Below are 21266 nucleotides of genomic sequence, written 5' to 3' on the forward strand. Positions count from 1 at the left end.
TTGCAAACATTGGGCCCCGCTACGCATCTCCACACCCCGCGCCTTCGGCGCGCCCCCTGACTCAGGGGGCTATTGGTGTTAGGTTCACGACGAGAGCGCATGGTGTACAGGCCTGCAGGACGCAGCGGTCTTCTGCCACACCCGCTGCATCGATTACCGGAAATTGAGCCGCTGTCCCAGCGGGAGCGGCGTTGGGGTGAGGGTATGGGGCGAAGCCTCATGGCGCTTACTCCGCACAAGACTTCACACACTGCCGGCCATCCCCGTAGCCGCATCACGGCAATCCCTGATGCCGCATCGCGCAATCCCGCACAGCATCGCACCAACCAGGGCTTGACCCGCACGGTATCCTAAGCGGATGTCTTCCCCCGCTCACGAACTGCTCGGCCGCGTCTTCGGTTACGACGACTTCCGCGGCCCGCAGCAGGCCATTGTCGAACACGTCGCTGCCGGCAACGACGCCCTGGTGCTGATGCCCACCGGCGGCGGCAAGTCGCTGTGCTACCAGGTGCCGGCACTGCTGCGCGATGGCATCGGCATCGTGGTCTCGCCGCTGATCGCGCTGATGCAGGATCAGGTCGAAGCCCTGCGCCAGCTCGGCGTGCGCGCCGAGTTCCTCAACTCCACGCTGGATGCAGAAAACGCGCAGCGGGTGGAGCGCGCCTTGTTGTCCGGCGATCTGGACCTGCTCTATGTCGCACCCGAGCGCCTGCTGACCCAGCGCTTCCTGTCCTTGCTGGAACGCAGCCGCATTGCGCTGTTCGCCATCGACGAAGCGCACTGCGTATCGCAGTGGGGCCACGATTTCCGCCCCGAATACCGCCAGCTCACCGTGCTGCACGAGCGCTGGCCGCACATCCCGCGCATGGCGCTGACCGCCACCGCCGACCCGCCGACCCAGCGCGAAATCGCAGAGCGCCTGGATCTGGTCGAGGCGCGCCACTTCGTCAGCTCCTTCGACCGCCCCAACATCCGCTACACCGTGGTGCAAAAGGACAACGCGCGCAAACAGCTGCAGGAATTCCTCACCCGCCATCGTGGCTCGGCCGGCATTGTCTACGCGATGTCGCGGCGCAAGGTCGAAGAGACCGCCCAGCAGCTGTGCGCGCAGGGCTTCAATGCGCTGCCCTACCACGCCGGCCTGCCGGCCGAGGTCCGTGCCGAAAACCAGCGCCGTTTCCTGCGCGAGGACGGCATCATCATGGCCGCCACGATCGCGTTCGGCATGGGCATCGACAAGCCGGACGTGCGCTTCGTGGCGCACGTGGACCTGCCCAAGTCGCTGGAAGGCTACTACCAGGAAACCGGCCGCGCCGGCCGCGACGGCGACCCGGCCGAGGCCTGGCTCTGCTACGGCCTGGGCGATGTGGTGCTGCTCAAGCAGATGATCGAACAGGGCGAAGCGGCCGAGGAGCGCAAGCGCCTGGAGCGCGCCAAGCTCGACCACCTGCTCGGCTACTGCGAATCCATGCAGTGCCGCCGCCAGGTGCTCCTGGCCGGCTTCGGCGAGACCTACCCCAAGCCCTGCGGCAACTGCGACAACTGCCTGACCCCGGCCGCCGCCTGGGACGCCACCGTTGCCTCGCAGAAGGCGCTCAGCTGCGTGTATCGCAGCGGCCAGCGCTTCGGCGTGGGCCATCTGATCGACATCCTGCGCGGCAGCGAGAACGAGCGCATCAAGCAGCTCGGCCATGACCAGCTGAGCACGTATGGCATTGGCCGCGATCTGGACGAACGCACCTGGCGCGGCGTGTTCCGCCAACTGGTGGCGGCCAGCCTGCTGGAGGTCGACAGCGAAGGCCATGGCGGCCTGCGCCTGACCGATGCCAGCCGTCAGGTGCTCAAGGGCGAGCGTCAGGTGATGATGCGGCGCGAGAACCCGGCCGCCGGGCGCGAGCGCAGCGCGCAGCGCACCGGCCTGCCGGTGCAGCCGCAGGACCTGGTGCTGTTCAATGCCCTGCGCGGCCTGCGCGCAGAACTGGCCAAGGAGCAGAACGTGCCGGCCTTCGTGATCTTCCACGACAGCACCCTGCGCAATATCGCCGAACAACGGCCTACCAGCATCGACGCACTGTCGCGCGTCGGCGGTATCGGCGGCGGCAAACTGGCACGTTATGGCGCGCAACTGATCGAGATCGTGCGCGAGCAGGGTTGATGCAACAGCGTGCGTCATCGCGGTGGCGGGGCCGGCGCAAAAAATCCACGGAATCGACAGCGCGCATTCAATCGGCCGTTGCTAGTTTCACAAGGCGATCCAGCACGCGCTGTCAGTCCCTCTTGATGAGAGTCCACCCGATGAAACGCAGCCTGCTTTTCCTGGTCACTCTGTTTGCTGCCGGCAGCGCGCTCGCCCAGACTGGCGACGGCAGCGCCGAGCCCGCCAGTGCGCGGTCGCTGGACCTGAGCGTTCCGCAGGCCCCGGTGCAGTATCGGTCCGACCCGGAATACAGCACCGACCCGCCGGGCACCTACTACGGCGACAAGAGCGGGCCACGGCCTGCCCTGGCGCGCCCGAGTGCGGCATCGATCGCCGCCGAACGCGCCGAGCAATGCCAGGGCAAGCTGCATGGCGCTGTGGAGACCGGCATGGGCTACTCCAGTCGCGGCGGCAACAGCAACTGGCAGGCCGCCAATCTGAATTCCTGCAAGACCTATTACGACGATGACGGCAAGGCGCACCAGATCGGCGTCAGCATCAGCGTCGGGCGCGGCGAAGGCCCGGTCTTCGGCCCACGTTACGCCCCCGGTGGTTATGGTCCGGGCCCGTTCGGCTGGTAACCATACGGCTCCGTTTGCGTTGACGAGGGGTTCACTGCCGCATCGCTGAGAATGTGGCTTGCCTTACGAGACGCGCTCATGTCACAGAACAAGGAACGGCCGGTTGTATTCGTTGTCGAGGACGGCGACGGCACCCGACAACTCAGCTGCCTTGTCCTGGAAAGCTATGGCTTTACCTGCCGCAGTGCCGGCTCGGTCGAGGAAGCGCTGACCCTGATTGAAAGCGACCCGCGCGTAGACGTGCTGTTTTCGGACATCCATTTTCCCGGTGGCCTGACCGGTGTGGATCTGGCGCTGAAGACGGCGCATGCACCGTACAACCTGCCGGTGCTGCTGACGTCCGGCTTGGCGGTGGAATATGTCGAAGAGATCCTGCCCGACGGCGTGGCCTTCCTCGAAAAGCCCTACACCCCCGAGCAATTGTTGACCGCGATCCGAAGCGTGATGGCCAAGCGCCGCGTGCTTGCGACGACGCCAAGCGCTTGATGCGTCGGGCCCGGCTGGACCGCGGCCCGCGCTTCCGGCATGACGCCTCAACGTCGCGCGATGCGGCGGCGACCGGATTGAGCACGACACGCCGTGCCAGGGCTGCGTGGGCCACTGCAGCTTGCCGATGACAGCTTCACTGCGGCCTGCCATGGCGCCGCACTGTCCAGATCGATTGCTACGGACTCTGCCGCACTTCGATCCTGCGATAACCTGCAACGGTTACGCCCGGAGGCCGACATGGCGAGGGAAATCCATCGTAGGGATCGCCCCGATAGGCTGTCGGCGCCTTCCCGATTTACGTGACGCAGCTCGCATTTAAACTGCAGCGACCGGACGCGAGGCCTGTTGGGCCGCTCAACTCGCGAGGCGCCGAGCACGCCCCTGCCGGGACACTGCCATGGCAGTGCCAGCGCCATGTCGTGTTTCTTGCAGCGGCGCCAGGCAACACATATCTGTCGCCACGTGGGCGACGCGCTGTCAGTCCGCATGCCCCGCCAATGCAGGCAGCGTGCGGACGCTGTCGCTAGCGCGCGCGTGATCCGGCGAGCATGCTGCTCCCTCGACTCATCTCTCGATCGCCTGTCGGACAGGCCGATCGCATCGATCCGCCGACCTGTCGCGCCGTGTACAGCGCAGCGACGCCTCACGCAGGCGATCCGAGCGGATCTGCGCAGCTGCTGGACGATCGGCGCCGACGCGCCATGCGCGGTGCAGGGAATGGGTCATCCCGCATGCGTGATTGCACGCAGCGCTCCGTCACCCATGGGCGGATGGCCTCGCTGGAGTGCGTCCAGCCCTGCCACTGCGTCGCGCCAACGCAGCGCGTCGATCTGCACCTGCAGCGTATTTCACGCTATCAAGCAGGCCGCTCGCTAGGCTAACGCCAGTGCAGTGCTTCGCTGCAGACGACTTCAGGAGATCCTCATGGGCGACAATTCGTTTCTATCACCGGCTTTCGTCATCCTGGTGATCGGCATCATCGCCGTCGTGTTCTGGCTGGTGACCCGCGCCAAGAAAAAGCGCAACAAGAAGTAAGCGTTCGGACACCGGCCCGCAACGCATGCCGCCGTGCATGCAACGCGCGGCCGGTCAGGCGCCGGTCGACAGCAGTCGGCCTTGGTCTGGCCACTTCCAGCACGGCAGCAACGTCGCGGTTAGTGGCGACAACTTGCTTGCCGGCACCGCCGGCCTGTTGAAGCCGGCAACACTGCCGGAACAGCGGACAGCGTCAACGCCGTCTGCGCACACCAGATGCAACCTCCGCCGCGCTTGCTCAAAAGCGCTCGCCTGCCGGCAGATAGCGCCACTGGCCGATGGCCAGCTTGCCCAACGAAACACGACCCACGCGCAAGCGGCGGATGCTCACCACCTCCAGCCCCACCTCGCCGCACATGAAACGCAGCTGGCCAGGCTGCACGTGCTTGATGGCAAAGCGCAGCCGCTCTTCGTTCTGCCAGCTCACCTTGCACGGCGGCAGGGTCCGTTGCTGATAGACCACCCCCTGCGCCAGCCTGGCCATGCCATAGGGACGCAATGCGCCACGCACCTCCACCAGGAATTCCTGCTCGATCGCGCTGGCATCGGCACTCAACCTGCGCAGCACGCGCCCGTCCTGGGTCAGCACCAGCAGGCCGCTTGCCTCGTCTTCCAACGGCAACGGCGTAGTGAGGCGCAGGAAGTGGCGCCTGAGCACGCGCGTCGTGGAGTGGTCCAGCTCGCTACGCGACTGCGGGCTCGCCAAGGCCACCGCGGCGTCGGCGGGCATGCCGGCCGGCTTGTGCAGCAACAAGGTGGCAGGCTCCGCCGGTGCCAGCACAGCGTCGGCGGCCAAGGTCACCTGCTCCGCCGTCGCCAACGCCTGCGGCTCTTCGACCACCACGCCATCCACACTGACCCAGCCGCCTTCGATGTACTGCTGCGCCTCGCCACGCGAGCAGCCGTAGCGCGCAGCCACGCATTTGTCGAGACGGATCGGATCGGACATCGGGCGAGCTCAGCATCAGGACACGGCAGTGTACGTGCTGGCTCTGCGGATGCGTGAGGCACCGGTCTGCAGCGCCCGCCATGGCAATGGCGAAGCCGCTCATGTACCGCCCTTGCCTGCCTGCCGCGTACGCCGGTGCATGCTTCTTCCATGCACGCCAAAATGGGAAACTCGGCGCTCACACAGGAGATCGCAGATGTTCATCCAGTTCGGCACCACCCGGGTCCGCCTCAACCATATTTCCGTCATCAGCGATCCGTTCAACGCAGGCGAAAACTTCGGCTCGTACTGCCACTCGGTGCGGGTCGGCCTGATCTCCGGCGAAGAGGTCTTTGCACGTTTCAACAGCGAAGCCGGTGCACAGCAGCTCCACGCCGACGTGTTGAAGGCGCTGGAAGGCTGACCTGCCGGCACCACATTGCATCGCGCGCGCCGGCTGGCGCTGCAGATCAGCGCCAGCATCGCGCTGCATGGAGCTGAGGTTTTCGCCCTATCGCAGCAGGGCGGCACGCTGCTCGGTGAAATGCGTTCGCCCGCTGTCCTGACGCGCGTTGTGCAATGCGGTGCCGTCTGATGCTGTTGTCGCCCGTGGGTGCGGCAAAACCGCTGTTCTGGGCCACCAGCAAACTGTCCATCGTTCTGCAGTTGGCACGCTACGGCCCATGCAAACACATCGAACGCGCCTGCCGGATCAGGCGCTGTCAGGGCCAGCTGGACAGCTGTCGGGGAATGTCTTGCGCGGGGTGAATCCGCTCTAACTATTTTCAGAACGGAAGCTTTAGCTCGTCCAGATTCTGCCGCTAGCTGGGCAAGACGCCAGAGCGGACGCACCCCGCATCCGCCAGGCGAAGCTGCACTACCTGGATGTGGAAATGAACGATTATCTGCAACGCCTCAACGTCGGCCGTCGCCTGGGCGCGGCCTTCGGCATCCTGATCCTGCTCTCTGGCCTGCTCGTGGCCGCCGGCCTGATCACCATGTCCAACGCCCGCTATGAGCTGGACACCATCGTCAACAACAACATGGAGCGGATCCGACTTTCTTCCGACATGCTCGATGCCAATACCAATGTGGCGATCGGTCTGCGCGACATCGTGATGGTCTCCGGCGAGGCGGCCAACCGCCGCGCCATGCAGATGATCGAAGACAATCGCACGCGCTACCGCCAGGCCCACGATGCGTTGGCGGCCATGCCCAGCAACGCTCGGGAAAAGGATGCGCTCAAGCTGGTGCAGGACAAGCGCGACGTCTCGGTCAAATTCAACAACCAGATCCTGGACTACGGCATCCACGACCAGAATCAGCAGGCACAGGCGCTGTTGCAGGGCGCTGCCGCCACCGCAATGAACGAACAGCAGGCGGCCATTGGCGCCAATGCCGCGCTGGAACGACGCCTCAGCAAGGACGCCTATGCAGTGGCAGTCGCATCGATGCATCGTGGCAAGGTCATCCTGGCAAGCGGCGGCATCGCGGCGCTGGTCATCAGCACCTTGCTGGCATGGCTGATCACCCGCAGCCTCACCAGGCCACTGAGCCAGGCCACCCGCACTGCCGAAGCCATCGCCGCCGGCAACCTGCACAACGACGTCCACACCACCGCCAACGATGAAACCGGCCGTCTGCTGCAGGCGATGGACAAGATGCAGCTGCAGCTGCGCAACCTGATCACCGCACAGACCGACATGGCCAGGCGCCATGACGCCGGCCAGATCAGCTTCCGCATCGACGCCAGCGCATTTCCAGGCGACTACGGCCGCATGGCCAACGACACCAACCTGCTGGTGGCCTCGCACGTCGCCGTGCAGACCGATCTGGCACGCATCATGGGCCGCTACGCGGTGGGCGAGCTGTCCGAAGACATGCAGCCCTTGCCAGGCGAAAAAGCCGTGTTCAGCGACACCATGTCGCAGGTCAAACTCAACCTGTCGGCCATGAATCACGAGATCAAGCATCTGGCGCAGGCCGCGGCCAATGGCGACTTCAGCGCACGCGGCGATGTAGAGCGTTTCCAGTTCGACTTCCGCATCATGGTCGAAAGCCTCAACCACCTGATGTCCACCGCAGACGGCAACCTGCAGTCCTTGTCGTCGCTGCTGCAGGCAATCGCCGCCGGCGACCTCACTGCACGCATGAGCGGCGAATTCCGCGGCGTCTTCGCGCAGATGCGTGACGATGCCAATGCCACCGCCAGCCAGCTGGCGCAGATCGTCGGCAACATCCAGCAATCGGCGGTGTCGATCAATGCGGCGGCCAGCGAGATCGCGGCGGGCAATCAGGATCTTTCGCAACGCACCGAACAGCAGGCCGCAAACCTCGAAGAAACCGCTGCCTCGATGGAAGAGCTGACCTCCACGGTCAGACAGAACGCCGAGAGCGCGCGCCAGGCCAACCAGCTGGCCATCGGCGCCGCACGCGTGGCCTCGCAGGGCGGCGAAGTGGTGGGCAGGGTCGTCGAGACCATGAGCGGCATCGAAGCCTCGTCCAAGAAGATTTCCGACATCATCTCCGTCATCGACGGCATCGCGTTCCAGACCAACATCCTGGCGTTGAACGCTGCGGTGGAAGCCGCACGTGCGGGTGAGCAGGGCCGCGGCTTTGCGGTGGTGGCATCGGAAGTCCGCACGCTGGCGCAGCGCTCCTCCGGTGCGGCCAAGCAGATCAAGGACCTGATCGACGATTCGGTGCAGCGCGTGGCCGAAGGCTCGGCGCTGGTGCACAGCGCCGGCAAGACCATGGGCGATGTGGTCGCAAGCGTGCAACGCGTGACCGACATCATGGGCGAAATTTCCGCAGCCTCGCAGGAACAGTCTGCCGGCATCGAGCAGGTCAACCAGACCATCACCCACATGGACGAAACCACGCAGCAAAATGCGGCGCTGGTGGAAGAAGCCACTGCCGCCGCACGCGCCATGGAAGAACAGGCCGTCCAGCTCACCGATGCGGTGGCCATCTTCCGGATCGAAACAGCCGCAATACGGCAAGCCGACCCGCGCGCAGCCACACCGGTCGCGCAGCTGTTGAGCAAGGTCCGCAGCGCCTAGCGCCGCGGCGCTGCGTTGGCTGGCAGCGATGTCGGCGCTGGCCGACATCGCTGCCAGCTGCGGGCGTCGACAACACACCGGTCCAAGCGCCTTTCCGTCTGCACTCGGCGCGTGATCGGGGGCAGACGCAGCTGCCAGCGGTGATGCGCGCGCTGGGAATGGGCTCACGCGCCGGCGCCTGAGTCGCTCTGATTCTCTACCGGGCCAGTGCGCGCACGGTCTTGACGTGCGTGCACGGCAACCCGATCATCCGACTTTGATGCCCTGCTCCAGAAGCGACAACGCCTGTTGCAGGTCACGGAACTGGAACGGCTTCTGCAGCCCATGCCGGTGCCGGAACTTCTCCGGGATTCCGCTCTGCGCATAGCCGGTCACGAAGATGTACGGCACGCCGCGCGCATCCAGTTCTTCTGCGATGGGAAACGACAGCGTTCCGCCCAGGTTGACGTCCAGCACCGCCAGATCCAGGTGGCCTTGCTGCACGACCGCCAGTGCCGCATCGACGTCACCGACGGTCGCTGCGACTTCGTAGCCCAGCTCGGCCAGACAATCTTCCAGCAGCATCGCAACCAGCGATTCGTCTTCGACCAGCAACACGCGCATGGTCACGGCTGCACCTCGGCAAGCTCGACCGGCAATGGGATCGATACGCGGAAGCACACGCCGGCAGGGTCGAACGACAGCTCCACTTCGCCCTTGAGATCATGCTTCAAGCCGCGCTCCAACAACCGCGAGCCGAAGCCCTTGCGCGTCGGCGGTTGCACGAGCGGCCCGCCGGACTCCTGCCAGACCAGCTCGAGCAGCGCCTGTCCATCGCGGACGTGGCGCTCCCACACGATCCGCACCGCACCTTCGGACGAGGACAGCGCACCGTACTTCAGCGCATTGGTGCACAGCTCGTGCAGCGCCATCGACAAGGCCAGTGCGCGCCGCGGATCGAGACGGCAGGACTCGCCCTGCAGGGTGAAGCGCTGGCTGTCGCGCGATTCGTAGAGCGTCGCCGCATCGCGGGTGAGCTCCAGGATATCGGCGCTGACCCAGTTTTCCCGCGTCAGCGTATCGTGCGCACGCGACAGCGCCAGCAGGCGCGCATCGATCTTCTCCTGCGCATCGGCCAGGCTGTCGGCATTGTTGAATGACTGCCGCGCCAGCGACTGCACCATCACCAGCGAATTCTTGACCCGATGGTTGAGCTCGTTGATCAACAGCTGCAGGTGTTGCTCGTGCTGTTTGTGTTCGGTGATGTCGCGCGTGGCGCCGGCAATGGCCTCCACCTCGCCATCGGGCCCGAAGACCGGCGTAAAGATGTAATCGTAGATCCGCAATCCCTTGACCGTATGCGGAAATGGCACTTCGCCACGCAGCGGCTGGCCGGTTGCGATGACGCGCTCGATTTCTTCGTCGTGCATCGCGGCATGCCAGGGCTCATACCCGATCTCCAGGCAGGTCTTTCCACATGCCTCTTCCCAGCGCATGCCCCACATCGTCAGCAACGCCTGATTTGCGTAGACGAAACGGTGCTGGGTGTCGAACACATATAAAAGGTCCGGCGTTGCCTGCAACAAGGCCTCGTAGATACGAGACTTTGCGGCGTCTTCCTGGTGCTCGGCCATTTACGTCGTGGTCCTGAAGTTGGACGGCACAATAATGCGATTGCCGTGAACGCACGATCATGCCTATATCGGCATCAGCAGGGGCCGACGCGCCAGGCCTTATCCTGACTAATATGCTTTTATAGTTATATCAATTCGGTTCGCTCCGAATGAAGCGGACTCAACAAATCGGTTTGGTCCACACTACGCCGCACCTGTGCACGACACCCTGTAGCGACATGACGCCTTGTCGCACCGTGCGCGCAACCTCGCTTAGCCATCGACGCCAGATACGCGGCATGCACACGTTTGACCCAGCATTGGGAGCCAACGCGGCGCCGGTTCATCGACGCGACCCGATCACGCCGGGAGGGTTCCGGTTGGTCACTCAACCTGACGACTTACCAACCGCATCCGCCTGCTTCATCGAATGCAATTACCGGGGCTAGCCTGTTTTTTTTCTGCCTCAAACAAATCCTCGCGACAGATAGGGTGTTGCGATATGCGAATCAGCGACGCGCCGTTTTTCGCTACATCGTTGCGCCAGATAATCGCATCGCCGGCATACAGCCTTCAGCGTGAGATGTCGATCGGGCTTGGCCAGCGACCGCCTAATCCGTAGTTTTATCGCCTCTGCCGACGCCAAAGCAGCCGTGCTCTGAATGCCCGAATAACCCATTAGCCAAGGCAAAGCCATCGTCATATGAGCGACTTGTCCGCGCCGTAGCCTCGCGCCTGGATTCAGTGTCTCCACCCACTCAGCAGGGTCGCCCAGATGAAAACATGCGCGTGTTCGTCCAGAAACTTCTTTCAGAACGCCATGCTGTTCGGCGTCCTGATGTCCGCTACGTTGGCCACCGCGGCCTCTGCGACATCGTTGCATGCCGTTTCCCGTACCGATCAGATGAGGTCATTCAAAACCGGCGGGCCGAGCAGATCCGAAGTCTTCCATCAACAATGGGCAGAAGGCGCAGCGCAATGCCGTGAGTCCTTTCCGCAGACCACATCGGTGCAGCTGGGCCGGGTCGACAGCCGCGCGATCAATGCAAGAACGTTTCAGGTCACCGGAAAGTGGATCTGCAGGGGTTGATCGCTCGGCAGTCGGTGGCCATGCCCGTCGAGCTGATGCATGCCCTGGTGATGCAATCGCCCCCGGCGCTTGTGCTGTGCCTGCAGACGCAGCGCAGCGCAGCGGTCGCCGCGCACCCGTCCAGTGAGTGTCAGCGCGTGGGGCCGCGGTGCATCGAATCACATGACCTGCAAGCACGGCCCGATCCCAATCGCCGTCGGGCGTCACGCATGCCACGACCGTGGCCAGCGTTTTCCGTCTCATGATGAAGCGCCATGCATCCATCGGCGGCACGATGCTCTACCCGACAGGATCACTGCGCCCTCGCACGGCGGCAGGCTGGTCGCGCGTATCGCCGTTGCCGCCATGCGCGGCGATAAACATGGCCACGGCCGACCGGCAATAGCTGTGGATTTCGGTAGCGTCCTGCGCCTTTGCCTCATCAAAACGCGCGATCATCAAAAGATCGGATCCTTTGATGAGCGCCGCAAACAAGCGGGCAGACCGGGCAGGATCGGGCACGTGCAGGGCCGCCTTCGCGTGCAGCTGCCGCAACAGCGTCTCGATGCTGGCAATGATATGGCCGGCGCCGGCGGCGTAATGCAGCTTGCTCAATTCCCGTTGATTGGTCTTGTCCGCCATGACCATGGCCTCGACACCGCGCACATCCGCACGCATCAATGTGCGAAGCAACAATGATCCCGCCGCCACGAGCTGATCCTCGGCTGAGCCGTCGGTGCATTCAAACAGCCCCTGAGGTACGAGCTGATGGCAGCGCGCGGCGATGGCAGCGCTGAACAGCGCTTCCTTGTTCTCGAAGTGCCGATAGATGCTGAGCTTGGAGATCTTCGCGCGCTGGGCCACCTTGTCCAAGGTCGCCGCTTCGAAACCCAATTCCATGAAGAGGTCGAACGCCGCGTCGGCAATCGTCTGGCCGAGCGCCGCATTGGCGGGTCGGCCACGCCGGGGCTGAGCGCTGTTGTTCGCCACAATTGAGTCCTTGACAGTATCCGAATTCCGCAATTAGGATACCACGCAGTTTCTTAAATCTGGACGTCTTACGGTGGATCGATGCTGTCCTCGAAGTCGCTACTGAACCGTCTTGCGGCATCAAAGGCGACCTCGTCAAGGGTATCGGCGGACGTCTCTGCCCGGATCACCATGTCTTGCCATCGCTGTCTGGGCAAGCAGCAGCCAACGATCATGTGCCAACTCATTTCCCTCCCGCTGCAACACGGAACTCTCTATGGATGACGTCATCATCATCGGCGGCAGCTTCGCCGGTCTCGCCGCCGCGCTGCAGTTGGGTCGTGCCCGCCGGGCGGTCACAGTGTTGGATACCGGCCTGCAGCGCAACCGCTTCGCCGGCCACTCGCATGGCCTGCTCGGCCACGATCACAAGCCGCCATCGGACATCCTGGCGGAAGCACGCAAACAGCTGGAGCGCTATCCCACGATCAGGCTGGTCAATGCCCGCGCCGACAGCATCTCCGGCGCCATCGACGATTTCTCCGTGCGTGTTGGTGAGGAAGGCCGTCTCACCGCGCGCCGCCTGATCCTGAGCTATGGCGTCGCCGATCAGATGCCGGATATTCCGGGTTTTGCTGAAGGCTGGGGCAAGTCCATCGTGCCCTGCCCCTATTGCGATGGCTATGAAGTCGCCGACAGGCACTGGGGCCTCATCTGGTCCGGCCCGCAGTCGCTGAATCATGTCCGCCTCTACCGCGACTGGACTGACACGCTGACGGTCTTCGCCGATGGTCACGACATTCCAGCCGAGGTCCGGGCGGACCTGGCGCGCCGCAAGCGACCTGTCGTCGATGGCCGGATCACCGAGATTGCTCATCAGGGGGGCCACAACGCTATCGTCAACGTCGATACCGGCGCTGCCGTCCCGGTCGACATCCTGTTCGCGCATCCGCGCAACACGCCGTCCGCGAGCCTGCATGAGCCACTCGGGCTGGACACGGTCACGACCCCGCTAGGCGTCGCCATCAAGGTCGACGAGCGCCGCGAAACCAGCACGCCCGGCATCTACGCCGCGGGCGATCTTGCAAATCCCGCGATGGCCTCGGTCACCCTGGCAGTCGCGCATGGCGCGACAGCGGGCATCTCTGCCCAGCAGTCGATGCTGGTGTAAGCCCGAGCCCTGGCACGTGCGCCATCCACGCAACACGCTTGCTGCAGTCGCGCAGCGCGACGCGGCTTTCAGTTTCTCGTACAAAAACAAGGATCAAACTGAGGCGCAGCTTGATCGGGGACTTTGATGCCGCATCGGCCTTCGCAACGTGTGCCAGTGGCAGAGCGACCCCGGCGCAACGAGTGGCCATGACGTTGCTCCACTCGCTTCGTCGCGGAGTCCTTACGGCAAGATTTCGCGGGGCACAAAAAAGGCGCCCAAGGCGCCTTTCAAGCTGGTGATTCGATTGGTGGGCCGTGATGGATTCGAACCATCGACCAAAAGATTAAAAGTCTTCTGCTCTACCGACTGAGCTAACGGCCCATTGCCCGACTGTGCGTCGGGGTGCGCATTCTACCCTACACCGGCGTCAAGACGAAATCGCGTAGTGCGTGGGATCCTGAACTCCCGCGTCGGCGAAGCCGGCTGCGCGCAGGCGGCAGGCGTCGCAGTGGCCGCAGGCACGTCCGTCGGCATCGGCGCGGTAGCAGGACACGGTCAGCCCGAAATCCACGCCCAGGCGCTCGCCTTCGCGCACGATGTCGGCCTTGCTGAGGAACTGCAGCGGGGCGTGGACGCGCAAGCCTGCACCTTCCACACCGGCCTTGGTGGCCAGATTGGCGAGCACTTCGAAGGCGCGGACGAACTCGGGCCGGCAGTCCGGATAGCCGGAGTAGTCCACGGCATTGACGCCGCAGAACAGGTCGTTGGCACCCACCACTTCGGCCCAGCCAAGCGCCAGCGACAGCATGATGGTATTGCGTGCGGGCACGTAGGTGACCGGAATCCCCTCGCCGCCTGCATCGGGCACCTCGATGTCGTCGGTCAGCGCCGAGCCGCCGATGCTGCGCAGGTCCACATCGACCACCTTGTGCGCCGCCACGCCCTGCGCCGCCGCCACCCGTGCGGCCGCATCCAGCTCGGAGGTATGGCGCTGACCGTAGCGCACGCTCAGCGCGTAGACGGCAAAGCCCTGCTCCTGCGCGAGCGCAATGACGGCGGCAGAATCCATGCCTCCGGACAACAACACGACAGCTTTTTTCATGACCAATCAGACGATGACAACAGAAAGGGAAGGCTAGCAGGCTCGGTCCGCGATGGGTTAACGCAGCCGATGGCGCCGACGACTTTTGGTCGTCTGGTCGATGACGCGGCCCCATCCCGTCGCGACCATCAAGACGCGTCGAGTCGACAGGTAGCGACAACGCTTACCGCGCGATCCCGCGCGCAGGCATCAGTGCAGCGGCATCGACAGGCAACGCCATGTCCAGCTGCAAGAAGCCTCGGTGGACGACGCGCCGATCCAACAGGCGCCGCGACGATGTGGTAGATGCTGTCCGCCACCCCGCAAAGGACAGACCCGCACACGCCATGGTCCGCGACGGTCATGCGGACTCGATCATCCGGACCAAGAACCATGTGAACGGTGAGGGTCAGGAACCGACGCTCCCGACCCTCGCCGCGTGATCGGGCATCAGCGCCCCGGCTCGTCGTTCCAGAGAATCTTGTGCAACTGCATCTGGAAGCGCACCGGCACCCGATCGGCCACGATCCAGTCGGCCAGCTGGCGCGGCGTCACCTCGCTCTTGCTGGGCGAAAACCACACCGTGCAGCGGCGATCCAGCGCATGGGCCGCCACGATCTCGCGCGACCAGTCGTAGTCGGCGCGGCTGCAGATCACGAACTTGATCTGGTCGCGTGCCGTCAGCAATGCCAGGTTGTCCCAGCGGTTGCGATGCGCCTCACCGGATGCCGGCGTCTTGATGTCGACCACCCGCGAAACGCGCGCATCGACCTCGGACACATCCAGCGCACCGGAGGTTTCTAGCGAGACATCAAAGCCGGCATCGCAAAGCTTCTGCAGCAGCACCAGGCAACGCTTCTGCGCAAGCGGCTCGCCGCCGGTGACGCAGACGTGGCGAACGCCGTGGCTTGCAACGTCGGCAACGATCGCGTCGATGTCATGCCACTGCCCGCCATGGAAGGCGTAGGCCGTGTCGCAATACTGGCAGCGCAACGGACAGCCGGTCAGGCGTACGAATACGGTCGGCCAGCCGGCCGTCTCGGCTTCGCCCTGCAGGGACAGGAAGATTTCGGTGATCTTCAATCGCGGCAATGGCGATTGGACGATCTCGCTGGGGACGGCGGCGACGTTCATGGGCAAGGTATGCGCCGCGCCAACCGGCAACGACGCGCGGGCTCAGCGCAGCTGCTGGCCGAGACGAATGGATTGCAGACGTTCCTGCGCGACGCGCGCGGCATCGGAACCGGGATACTGCGCGACGACCTGTTGCAGGGTCTGCTGGGCTTCGTTGTTCTTGCCTTCGCCATATTGCGACAGGCCGAGCTTCAACAGACCGCCGGCGGCCTTGTCATGCGTGGGATAGCGGCCGACGAGATCGCGAAACTGCGCCTCGGCCAGCTGGAAATTGCGGGTGGCGTAGTAACTCTCACCCAGCCAGTACAAGGCATTGGGGGTGTAGACGCCATTGGGATAGAGCTCCAGGAAGCTCAGGAACAGCTGGGACGCATCGTCGTACTTGCCGTTCTTCAGTGCATCGAACGCCACGTTATAGGCCGTGCGCTCGTCATTGCTGACGGCCAGGGTGCCTGGGTCGCCATGCACGCTCGGCGGCTTCTCGGAGGTAGCCGCCGTTGCAGGCCGCGCGGCCGGAGCCGGGGCTGGGGTGACGCTGCCGGTGGCAGGAGGCAGCGGGGGCGTTGCGCCACCTGCACCTTCCAGCCGGTTCAGACGTCCGTCCAGGTCCAGATACTGGTCCTTGGACTGCTGCTTGAGTTGCTCGTTGTCGTGCTGCAGCTGTTCAACGGTCGCGCGCAACGCCTGCAGGTCGGAACGCGCCTGCTGCAGTTGATTGAGCAGATCGTTGTTGGCCTGACTGTTGGCCTGCTGCTGCTCGAGCACCGCCACACGATCAGCGAGACTTGCTCGCTGGGCGTGAGCCGGCGCGGCGACCACAAGGGCCGCCGCGACGAACAGGGATGTCACTCGAAAGCGCATCGCTTCTTACTGAGCCGTGTACACGATTTCGACGCGACGGTTCTGCGACCAGCAGCTTTCGCTGGTTTCGGTGCAGACCGGACGCTCTTCACCGTAGCTGACGACGGTCAGCTGGCTGGCCGAACCACCGGCAGCCTGCAGTGCGGAGGACACGGCATTGCCGCGGCGCTCGCCCAGGCCCATGTTGTACTCGCGCGAACCGCGCTCGTCGGCATTGCCCTGCAGGGTGATGCGCGAGGAGGGACGGTCACGCAGGTACTTGGCGTGGCACGCCATGATGGCCTGGAATTCCGGCTTCAGGGAGTCCTGATCCAGATCGAAGTAGACAACGCGCTGACGCAGGCAGGCATCGGTATCCAGGTCGCCCGGGCCGTACAGGCCAGAGGTGGCCGGGCCGGTCGGAACGGAGGAACCAGCGGTGGTGTCGGTCGGAGCAGGCGGAGTTTCCTTCACCTTCTTCGAGCAACCAGCCAGCACGGCAACGGACAACAGGGAGACAAGCAAGACGCGGGTGGACTTGTTCATGGGATACCTATGGAGGCTCTGGGCCAATGAGTGGTTTAACGCAGCGAAATATTAACATTAATGCGCGGTTCGGTAAGGCCCCCAAGCAGGTTCTCTCACATCACCGTCGGCCAGAACCAGGCGCTGGCGGACCCGAGCGTCGGCGGACACCGCATAAAGGACGCCACGACCACCCTCACGTGCCGCATACAACACCATGCTGGCGTTCGGCGCAAAGCTTGGCGACTCGTCCAGCGACCCCGGCGAGAGCGTGCTCCAGCTGGGCGAACCCAGGCTGCGGTCCATCATGGCGATGCGGTAGCTGTTGCCGCTGCCCTGCGCCACGGCGATCTTCTTGCCGTCGAACGACACGCTGGCAGTCGCGTTGTAGTTGCCCTGGAAGGTCACGCGGTTGGCGCTGCCGCCGCTGGCGGCCACCTGGTAGATCTGCGGGCGACCGCCGCGATCGGAGGTGAAATAGATGCTGCCGCCATCCGGCGCCCAGGTCGGCTCGGTGTCGATGCCGAAGTGGTTGGTCAGCTGGGTCAGCTGCTTGCTGCCCAGATCCATCACATAGATCTCAGGGTTGCCGCTGCGCGACAGGGCCAGCGCCAGGCGGCGGCCGTCGGGCGAGAACGCCGGCGCGCCGTTGATGCCGCGGAAGCTGGACACCAGCTCACGGGCGCCGGTGGCGATGTCCTGCAGATAGATCGACGAATTGCCACGCTCGAAGCTCACGTACGCAAGCTTCTTGCCGTCCGGGCTCCAGTTCGGCGACAGCAGCGGTTCGGCCGAACGCACGATGGTCTGCGGGTTGTAGCCGTCCGAATCGGCCACCATCAGCGCATAGCGCATGGCGCCACCCTTGCCGCTGGCGGTGACGTAGGCGATGCGGGTCCAGAACGCGCCGCGCACGCCGGTGATCTTTTCGTAGATCGCATCGGCCATCTGGTGCGAAACATCGCGCATCGCGTTGGCGCGCGCGGTCATCGCCAGACCGAGCAGGCGCTCGCCCTTGGCCACGTCGAACAGTTCGTATTCGACACGATACGCGCCCTCGCCTGCATCCATCACGCGGCCGACGACGATGTAGTTCTGCTTGAGGGTACGCCAGGTCGGGAACTGCACCTCGGTCCCGCGGGTCGGCTTTTCGACGATCTGCGCGGCCGGCAAGGTGCGGAACTGGCCGGAGCGATCCAGGTCGGCACCGACCACGGCGGACACGTCGGTCTGCGGCGCAGCGCCGGAGCCCTGATACGGCATGGGGATGACCGCGATCGGCGTGGCCGAGGCGCTACCGCCCACGATGTCGATGGTAAGACCCTGCTGCTGCGCGAGCGCGCTCAGCGGCAACAACAGGGCGGTCAGGGCAGCTAGCCAACGCAGCGGTTTTTTCATGGACGGCTCGGATCGGGCAGGAAAAGTGGGCAAGGGATACCAATCAGCGAGTGAACATACTCGCAATCGTGAACGAGACAACGTGAAAATGGAGCGATTGATCGTGTAGCGAATTGGATGGCACTGCCGGCCAGTCGCCGGTGCGCAGCGACTGCGCCACTGCCTGGCGGCGGCCGTCACGCGTACACCGGCTCCGACGGCCCTGCCCTCGTCGCCGGGCTACAGCGCGCGCAGGCAGCCGCGGCCCGGCCAGTACCGACGCCGGTTACTGGTCCTGCGCGGTGAACACGAAGGTCAGATTGCGCTGGAACACCGATTCGAAACCACGGTACGGCAGCGGCTGCGCACTCAATACCGCGGCTTCGATCGAACGCTGGCCGGCCTCGTCATACGGGCAACCCGGCGCGACCTTGGCTTCCATCACGCTGCCACCGGGCAACTGGCGGATGTTGATGGTGCACTTCTGACCCGGCGGCACCGACGGCGGGCGCACCCACTGGGCCAGCACCTTCTGCTGGATCGCGGCGGCGTACTTGGCTGACAGATCGGTACTGGTGCCGTCCTGCCCCGCGGTCGGCTGCGCGCTGCTCGCCGCGGCCGCTGACGCCTGCTGGGCGCGCGCAGCAGCCACCTGCCGCAGCTTCTGTTCTGCCAGTGCCGCTTCCTTGGTGGCCTGCTCGCGCTGCCGGCGGATGTCGGCAATCTTCTTTTCGCGCTCGGCATCGGCGGCCGCCTGCTGCGCGGCGGCCTGCTTTTTCTTGGCGTCGGCCTCTTCCTGCTGCTTGGCCAGGCGCAATTTCTGCTCGGCCTCTTCCTGGCGCTTGCGCTCGGTCAGGTCGATCTGCTCCTGGCGGCGCTTGGCTTCCTGCTCCTGCTTGGCCTTCTCGGCGGAAATGGCCAATGCGTCGACCTTCTCCTGGTCCACCTTGTCCGGCTGGGCCACGCGTTCCTGCGCCTGCGCCTGCTGCGGCGTGGGCGCATCCTGCGGGCGCGGCTCGGGGATCGGCTGCGGTGGCGGCACCGTGTCTTCCGGCGCGGGCTCGGGCAATGGGGCCGGCGGAGGCGGTGCTTCCACCGGCGTGGCCTTCAGTGCCTGGCGCGCGACGCGCGCCTCCGCGGCGGAGACATCCAGCGACGCTTCCATGCTGGGGTCGCCCGCGGCCGGCTCGACCGAGCGTTCGGGCGACCACAGCCAGCCGGCGATGAACACCAGCGCGACCAGGATGTGCACGACCAGGGCCAGCATGACCGGTCGCAGCCAGCCATCCTCGCGCATGCCTTGGGTCGGGAGTGCGTCAGCGTGCATCGCTGCCTGCAGTGCCGCCGGAGTCGGAGATCAGGCCGACCTTCTCGACCTTGGCCTGCTTGAGCACGTCGATGGCGTCCATGATCTTCTGGTACGGCGCGGCGCGATCGCCGGCCACGACCACGCGCGCGTCCTTGTCCTGCGCCACGATGGCGGCCAGCTGCGCCTGCAGGGCAGCGACGTCCATCGCCTGCGGCTTGCCCTTGGGCAGCTGCAACGCCAGCTGGCCATCGGCGGCGACCACCACCACGATCGGGTCCTGCTTGCTCTCCAGCGCCTTGGCGCGCGAGCTCGGCAGGCTGACGTCGGTACTCAGGGTCAACAGCGGTGCGGTCACCATGAAGATGATCAGCAACACCAGCATCACGTCGATGTACGGCACGACGTTGATGTCGGATTTGAGCTTGCGCTTCTTACGGCGGGAAATACCGGAGATCATCGCGAAACGTTCCTAATTAATCCCTCGCACATGCATGTGCGATCTGTCGCGAGTGGCTCGCCTGTGCAGGCCGATGCGCACGTCCGTGCGCTGGCTTGCGCGCGGCGGGCTCCACCCACTGCGGCGCGGCGCCCATGGCCGGATGCGCGAACCGTCACAGGCTTGCAAGGCGCACGCATTACTCGTCCGCGCCGGCCTGGCGCTGCAGGATGGAGCTGAACTCGTCGGCGAAGGTCTCGTAGCGCACCGACAGCCGTTCCACGCGCGTGGTAAAGCGGTTGTAGGCCCACACGGCCGGGATCGCCACGAACAGGCCGATGGCGGTGGCGAACAGGGCTTCGGAGATGCCCGGTGCCACCGCTGCGATACCGGCCTGCTCACCGCTGCTGACCATGTCGTGCATGGTCACCATGATGCCGAACACGGTGCCGACCAGGCCGACGTAGGGCGCGGTGGAACCGATGTTGGCCAGCAGTTCGAGATTGCGCTCGAGCTGGTCGACCTCACGGGTGAAGGCGGTACGCATGGCGCGCTGTGCACCTTCCAGCTGCACGCGTGCGTCCAGGCGGCGGCGGTCGCGCAACCGCGAGAACTCGCGGAAGCCGCTCTCGAACATCGATTCCAGGCCGCCGACAGTGCGGTTGCGATCGGTCGCCGACGCGTACAGCTTGGCCAGATCGGCGCCGGACCAGAAGCGGTTTTCAAATTCGTCGGCCTCGCGGTTGGCCTGCTTGAACGCGCGCGCCTTGCGAAAAATGATGACCCAGCTGATGAACGAGCCGATCAACAGCAACAGCACGATGATCTTCACCGGGATACTGGCCCGCAGGATCAGATCCACGTAGTTGATGCTGCTGTTGTGCGCCGCCGTGGCGGTTTGCGCCGCGGCCGCGGTGACGTCCTGCGGTAGTGCTTCCACTACCGTGTCCTGCAGGGCCAGGAGCAATGCAATCGACATCCGTTCGTTCCTCAGTAATCGGATTCTGTGGTTTCTAAAGCTTTCAACACGTCGTATACCGCATCGTCCATGCCGCGCGGGCGGAAGTCGCTGGCAGCGAGTGCGGCAATCCGCACCTCGGCCGTCAGCAGCACTTCGCCTTCGCGGCGGACCGACTGCGCAAACTGCAGGCTGGCCCGTCTGCACTTCAACAGCACCGCCGACACTGACAGCGCGTCGTCGAGCCGGGCCGGCTTGAGGAAATCCAGTTGCATCGAGCGGACCGCAAACACCAGACCGTGGTCCTGGCGCATCAGGTCCTGCCCGTAACCGGCCGCGCGCATCCACTCGGTGCGCGCACGTTCCAGGAAGGCGACGTAGCGCGCGTGGTAGACGACCCCGCCGGCGTCGGTATCTTCCCAGTAGACGCGTGTCGGCCAACTGAATACAGGCGGGGATTGGGGATCCGGGAATCGTGATTCGGTGGTCATGGGCACGGAATGTCGGTCGGGACGGCCCGGGCGGGCGACC

Annotated in this window: 19 protein-coding genes and 1 tRNA gene; 6 read left to right on the forward strand and 14 right to left on the reverse strand. The window is 64.8% G+C overall.

Features of this window, described 5'->3' with window-relative positions:
- The first annotated feature begins 358 nt into the window (after positions 1 to 358).
- The 3 genes from recQ to ACCQ12_RS14495 all read left to right on the forward strand — a co-directional run bounded on the left by recQ (position 359) and on the right by ACCQ12_RS14495 (position 3264).
- Positions 359 to 2155 carry a DNA helicase RecQ gene (gene recQ, locus ACCQ12_RS14485; RefSeq protein WP_372382042.1) on the forward strand — a complete coding sequence of 599 codons (1797 nt, stop codon included), beginning with the start codon at positions 359 to 361 and terminating at the stop codon, positions 2153 to 2155.
- A gap of 140 nt (positions 2156 to 2295) precedes the next feature.
- Entirely contained in the window at positions 2296 to 2778 is a 483-nt protein-coding gene (locus ACCQ12_RS14490; protein ID WP_372382043.1) for a hypothetical protein, read from the forward strand.
- Positions 2779 to 2856: 78 nt separating this feature from the next.
- Entirely contained in the window at positions 2857 to 3264 is a 408-nt protein-coding gene (locus tag ACCQ12_RS14495; protein ID WP_372382044.1) for a response regulator, read from the forward strand.
- A gap of 1276 nt (positions 3265 to 4540) precedes the next feature.
- On the opposite strand, the gene ACCQ12_RS14500 is transcribed toward ACCQ12_RS14495, so the two are convergent.
- Positions 4541 to 5251 (reverse strand): rRNA pseudouridine synthase, encoded by a 711-nt coding sequence (locus tag ACCQ12_RS14500; protein WP_372382045.1) that lies wholly within the window; start codon positions 5249 to 5251, stop codon positions 4541 to 4543.
- 196 nt (positions 5252 to 5447) lie between these two features.
- Between ACCQ12_RS14500 and ACCQ12_RS14505 the strand changes: the two genes are divergently transcribed.
- Both ACCQ12_RS14505 and ACCQ12_RS14510 read left to right on the forward strand, forming a co-directional pair.
- Positions 5448 to 5654, forward strand: coding sequence for a hypothetical protein (locus ACCQ12_RS14505; protein WP_039410964.1), 207 nt, complete (start codon positions 5448 to 5450; stop codon positions 5652 to 5654).
- Between the two features lie 469 nt (positions 5655 to 6123).
- Entirely contained in the window at positions 6124 to 8292 is a 2169-nt protein-coding gene (locus ACCQ12_RS14510; RefSeq protein WP_372382046.1) for a methyl-accepting chemotaxis protein, read from the forward strand.
- A 246-nt stretch (positions 8293 to 8538) separates the two neighbouring features.
- Here ACCQ12_RS14510 and ACCQ12_RS14515 read toward each other — a convergent pair whose 3' ends face one another.
- The 3 genes from ACCQ12_RS14515 to ACCQ12_RS14525 form a co-directional block, all read right to left on the reverse strand.
- Positions 8539 to 8901 carry a response regulator gene (locus tag ACCQ12_RS14515; RefSeq protein ID WP_372382047.1) on the reverse strand — a complete coding sequence of 121 codons (363 nt, stop codon included), beginning with the start codon at positions 8899 to 8901 and terminating at the stop codon, positions 8539 to 8541.
- Positions 8898 to 9905, reverse strand: coding sequence for a sensor histidine kinase (locus ACCQ12_RS14520; protein ID WP_228333932.1), 1008 nt, complete (start codon positions 9903 to 9905; stop codon positions 8898 to 8900). The genes ACCQ12_RS14515 and ACCQ12_RS14520 overlap by 4 nt, the downstream gene beginning before the upstream one ends.
- Before the next feature lie 1348 nt (positions 9906 to 11253).
- On the reverse strand, positions 11254 to 11943 hold the full coding sequence (locus tag ACCQ12_RS14525; RefSeq protein WP_221194467.1) for a TetR/AcrR family transcriptional regulator C-terminal domain-containing protein: 690 nt from the start codon (positions 11941 to 11943) through the stop codon (positions 11254 to 11256).
- A 256-nt stretch (positions 11944 to 12199) separates the two neighbouring features.
- Here ACCQ12_RS14525 and ACCQ12_RS14530 point away from each other — a divergent pair, with 256 nt between their 5' ends.
- Positions 12200 to 13093, forward strand: coding sequence for an NAD(P)/FAD-dependent oxidoreductase (locus tag ACCQ12_RS14530; RefSeq protein WP_184374857.1), 894 nt, complete (start codon positions 12200 to 12202; stop codon positions 13091 to 13093).
- Positions 13094 to 13380: 287 nt separating this feature from the next.
- On the opposite strand, the gene ACCQ12_RS14535 is transcribed toward ACCQ12_RS14530, so the two are convergent.
- The 10 genes from ACCQ12_RS14535 to ybgC form a co-directional block, all read right to left on the reverse strand.
- Positions 13381 to 13456: transfer RNA gene (locus tag ACCQ12_RS14535), tRNA-Lys, on the reverse strand.
- Between the two features lie 46 nt (positions 13457 to 13502).
- Positions 13503 to 14177, reverse strand: a complete 675-nt coding sequence (queC, locus tag ACCQ12_RS14540) for a 7-cyano-7-deazaguanine synthase QueC (RefSeq protein WP_372382048.1) — start codon at positions 14175 to 14177, stop codon at positions 13503 to 13505.
- 429 nt (positions 14178 to 14606) lie between these two features.
- Positions 14607 to 15290: a 7-carboxy-7-deazaguanine synthase QueE gene (gene queE / locus ACCQ12_RS14545; protein ID WP_372382049.1), complete on the reverse strand. Its 684-nt coding sequence runs from the start codon at positions 15288 to 15290 to the stop codon at positions 14607 to 14609.
- 42 nt (positions 15291 to 15332) lie between these two features.
- Entirely contained in the window at positions 15333 to 16151 is an 819-nt protein-coding gene (gene ybgF, locus ACCQ12_RS14550) for a tol-pal system protein YbgF (RefSeq protein ID WP_047695286.1), read from the reverse strand.
- A 6-nt stretch (positions 16152 to 16157) separates the two neighbouring features.
- Positions 16158 to 16676 (reverse strand): peptidoglycan-associated lipoprotein Pal, encoded by a 519-nt coding sequence (gene pal / locus ACCQ12_RS14555; RefSeq protein WP_039415542.1) that lies wholly within the window; start codon positions 16674 to 16676, stop codon positions 16158 to 16160.
- 57 nt (positions 16677 to 16733) lie between these two features.
- The gene (gene tolB, locus ACCQ12_RS14560) at positions 16734 to 18053 is read right to left on the reverse strand and encodes a Tol-Pal system beta propeller repeat protein TolB (RefSeq protein WP_047695287.1); all 1320 of its coding nucleotides are present in this window, start codon (positions 18051 to 18053) and stop codon (positions 16734 to 16736) included.
- 265 nt (positions 18054 to 18318) lie between these two features.
- The gene (tolA, locus tag ACCQ12_RS14565; protein ID WP_372382050.1) at positions 18319 to 19359 is read right to left on the reverse strand and encodes a cell envelope integrity protein TolA; all 1041 of its coding nucleotides are present in this window, start codon (positions 19357 to 19359) and stop codon (positions 18319 to 18321) included.
- Entirely contained in the window at positions 19349 to 19798 is a 450-nt protein-coding gene (gene tolR / locus ACCQ12_RS14570) for a protein TolR (protein ID WP_039415386.1), read from the reverse strand. Before tolR ends, tolA begins: the two co-directional genes overlap by 11 nt.
- A gap of 178 nt (positions 19799 to 19976) precedes the next feature.
- Positions 19977 to 20756, reverse strand: coding sequence for a protein TolQ (gene tolQ, locus ACCQ12_RS14575; RefSeq protein ID WP_039415390.1), 780 nt, complete (start codon positions 20754 to 20756; stop codon positions 19977 to 19979).
- 11 nt (positions 20757 to 20767) lie between these two features.
- On the reverse strand, positions 20768 to 21226 hold the full coding sequence (gene ybgC / locus ACCQ12_RS14580; protein ID WP_166744628.1) for a tol-pal system-associated acyl-CoA thioesterase: 459 nt from the start codon (positions 21224 to 21226) through the stop codon (positions 20768 to 20770).
- Positions 21227 to 21266 lie beyond the last annotated feature (40 nt).

This window comes from Xanthomonas sp. NCPPB 1068 (genome assembly GCF_041479385.2).
Lineage (GTDB): Bacteria > Pseudomonadota > Gammaproteobacteria > Xanthomonadales > Xanthomonadaceae > Xanthomonas > Xanthomonas cannabis.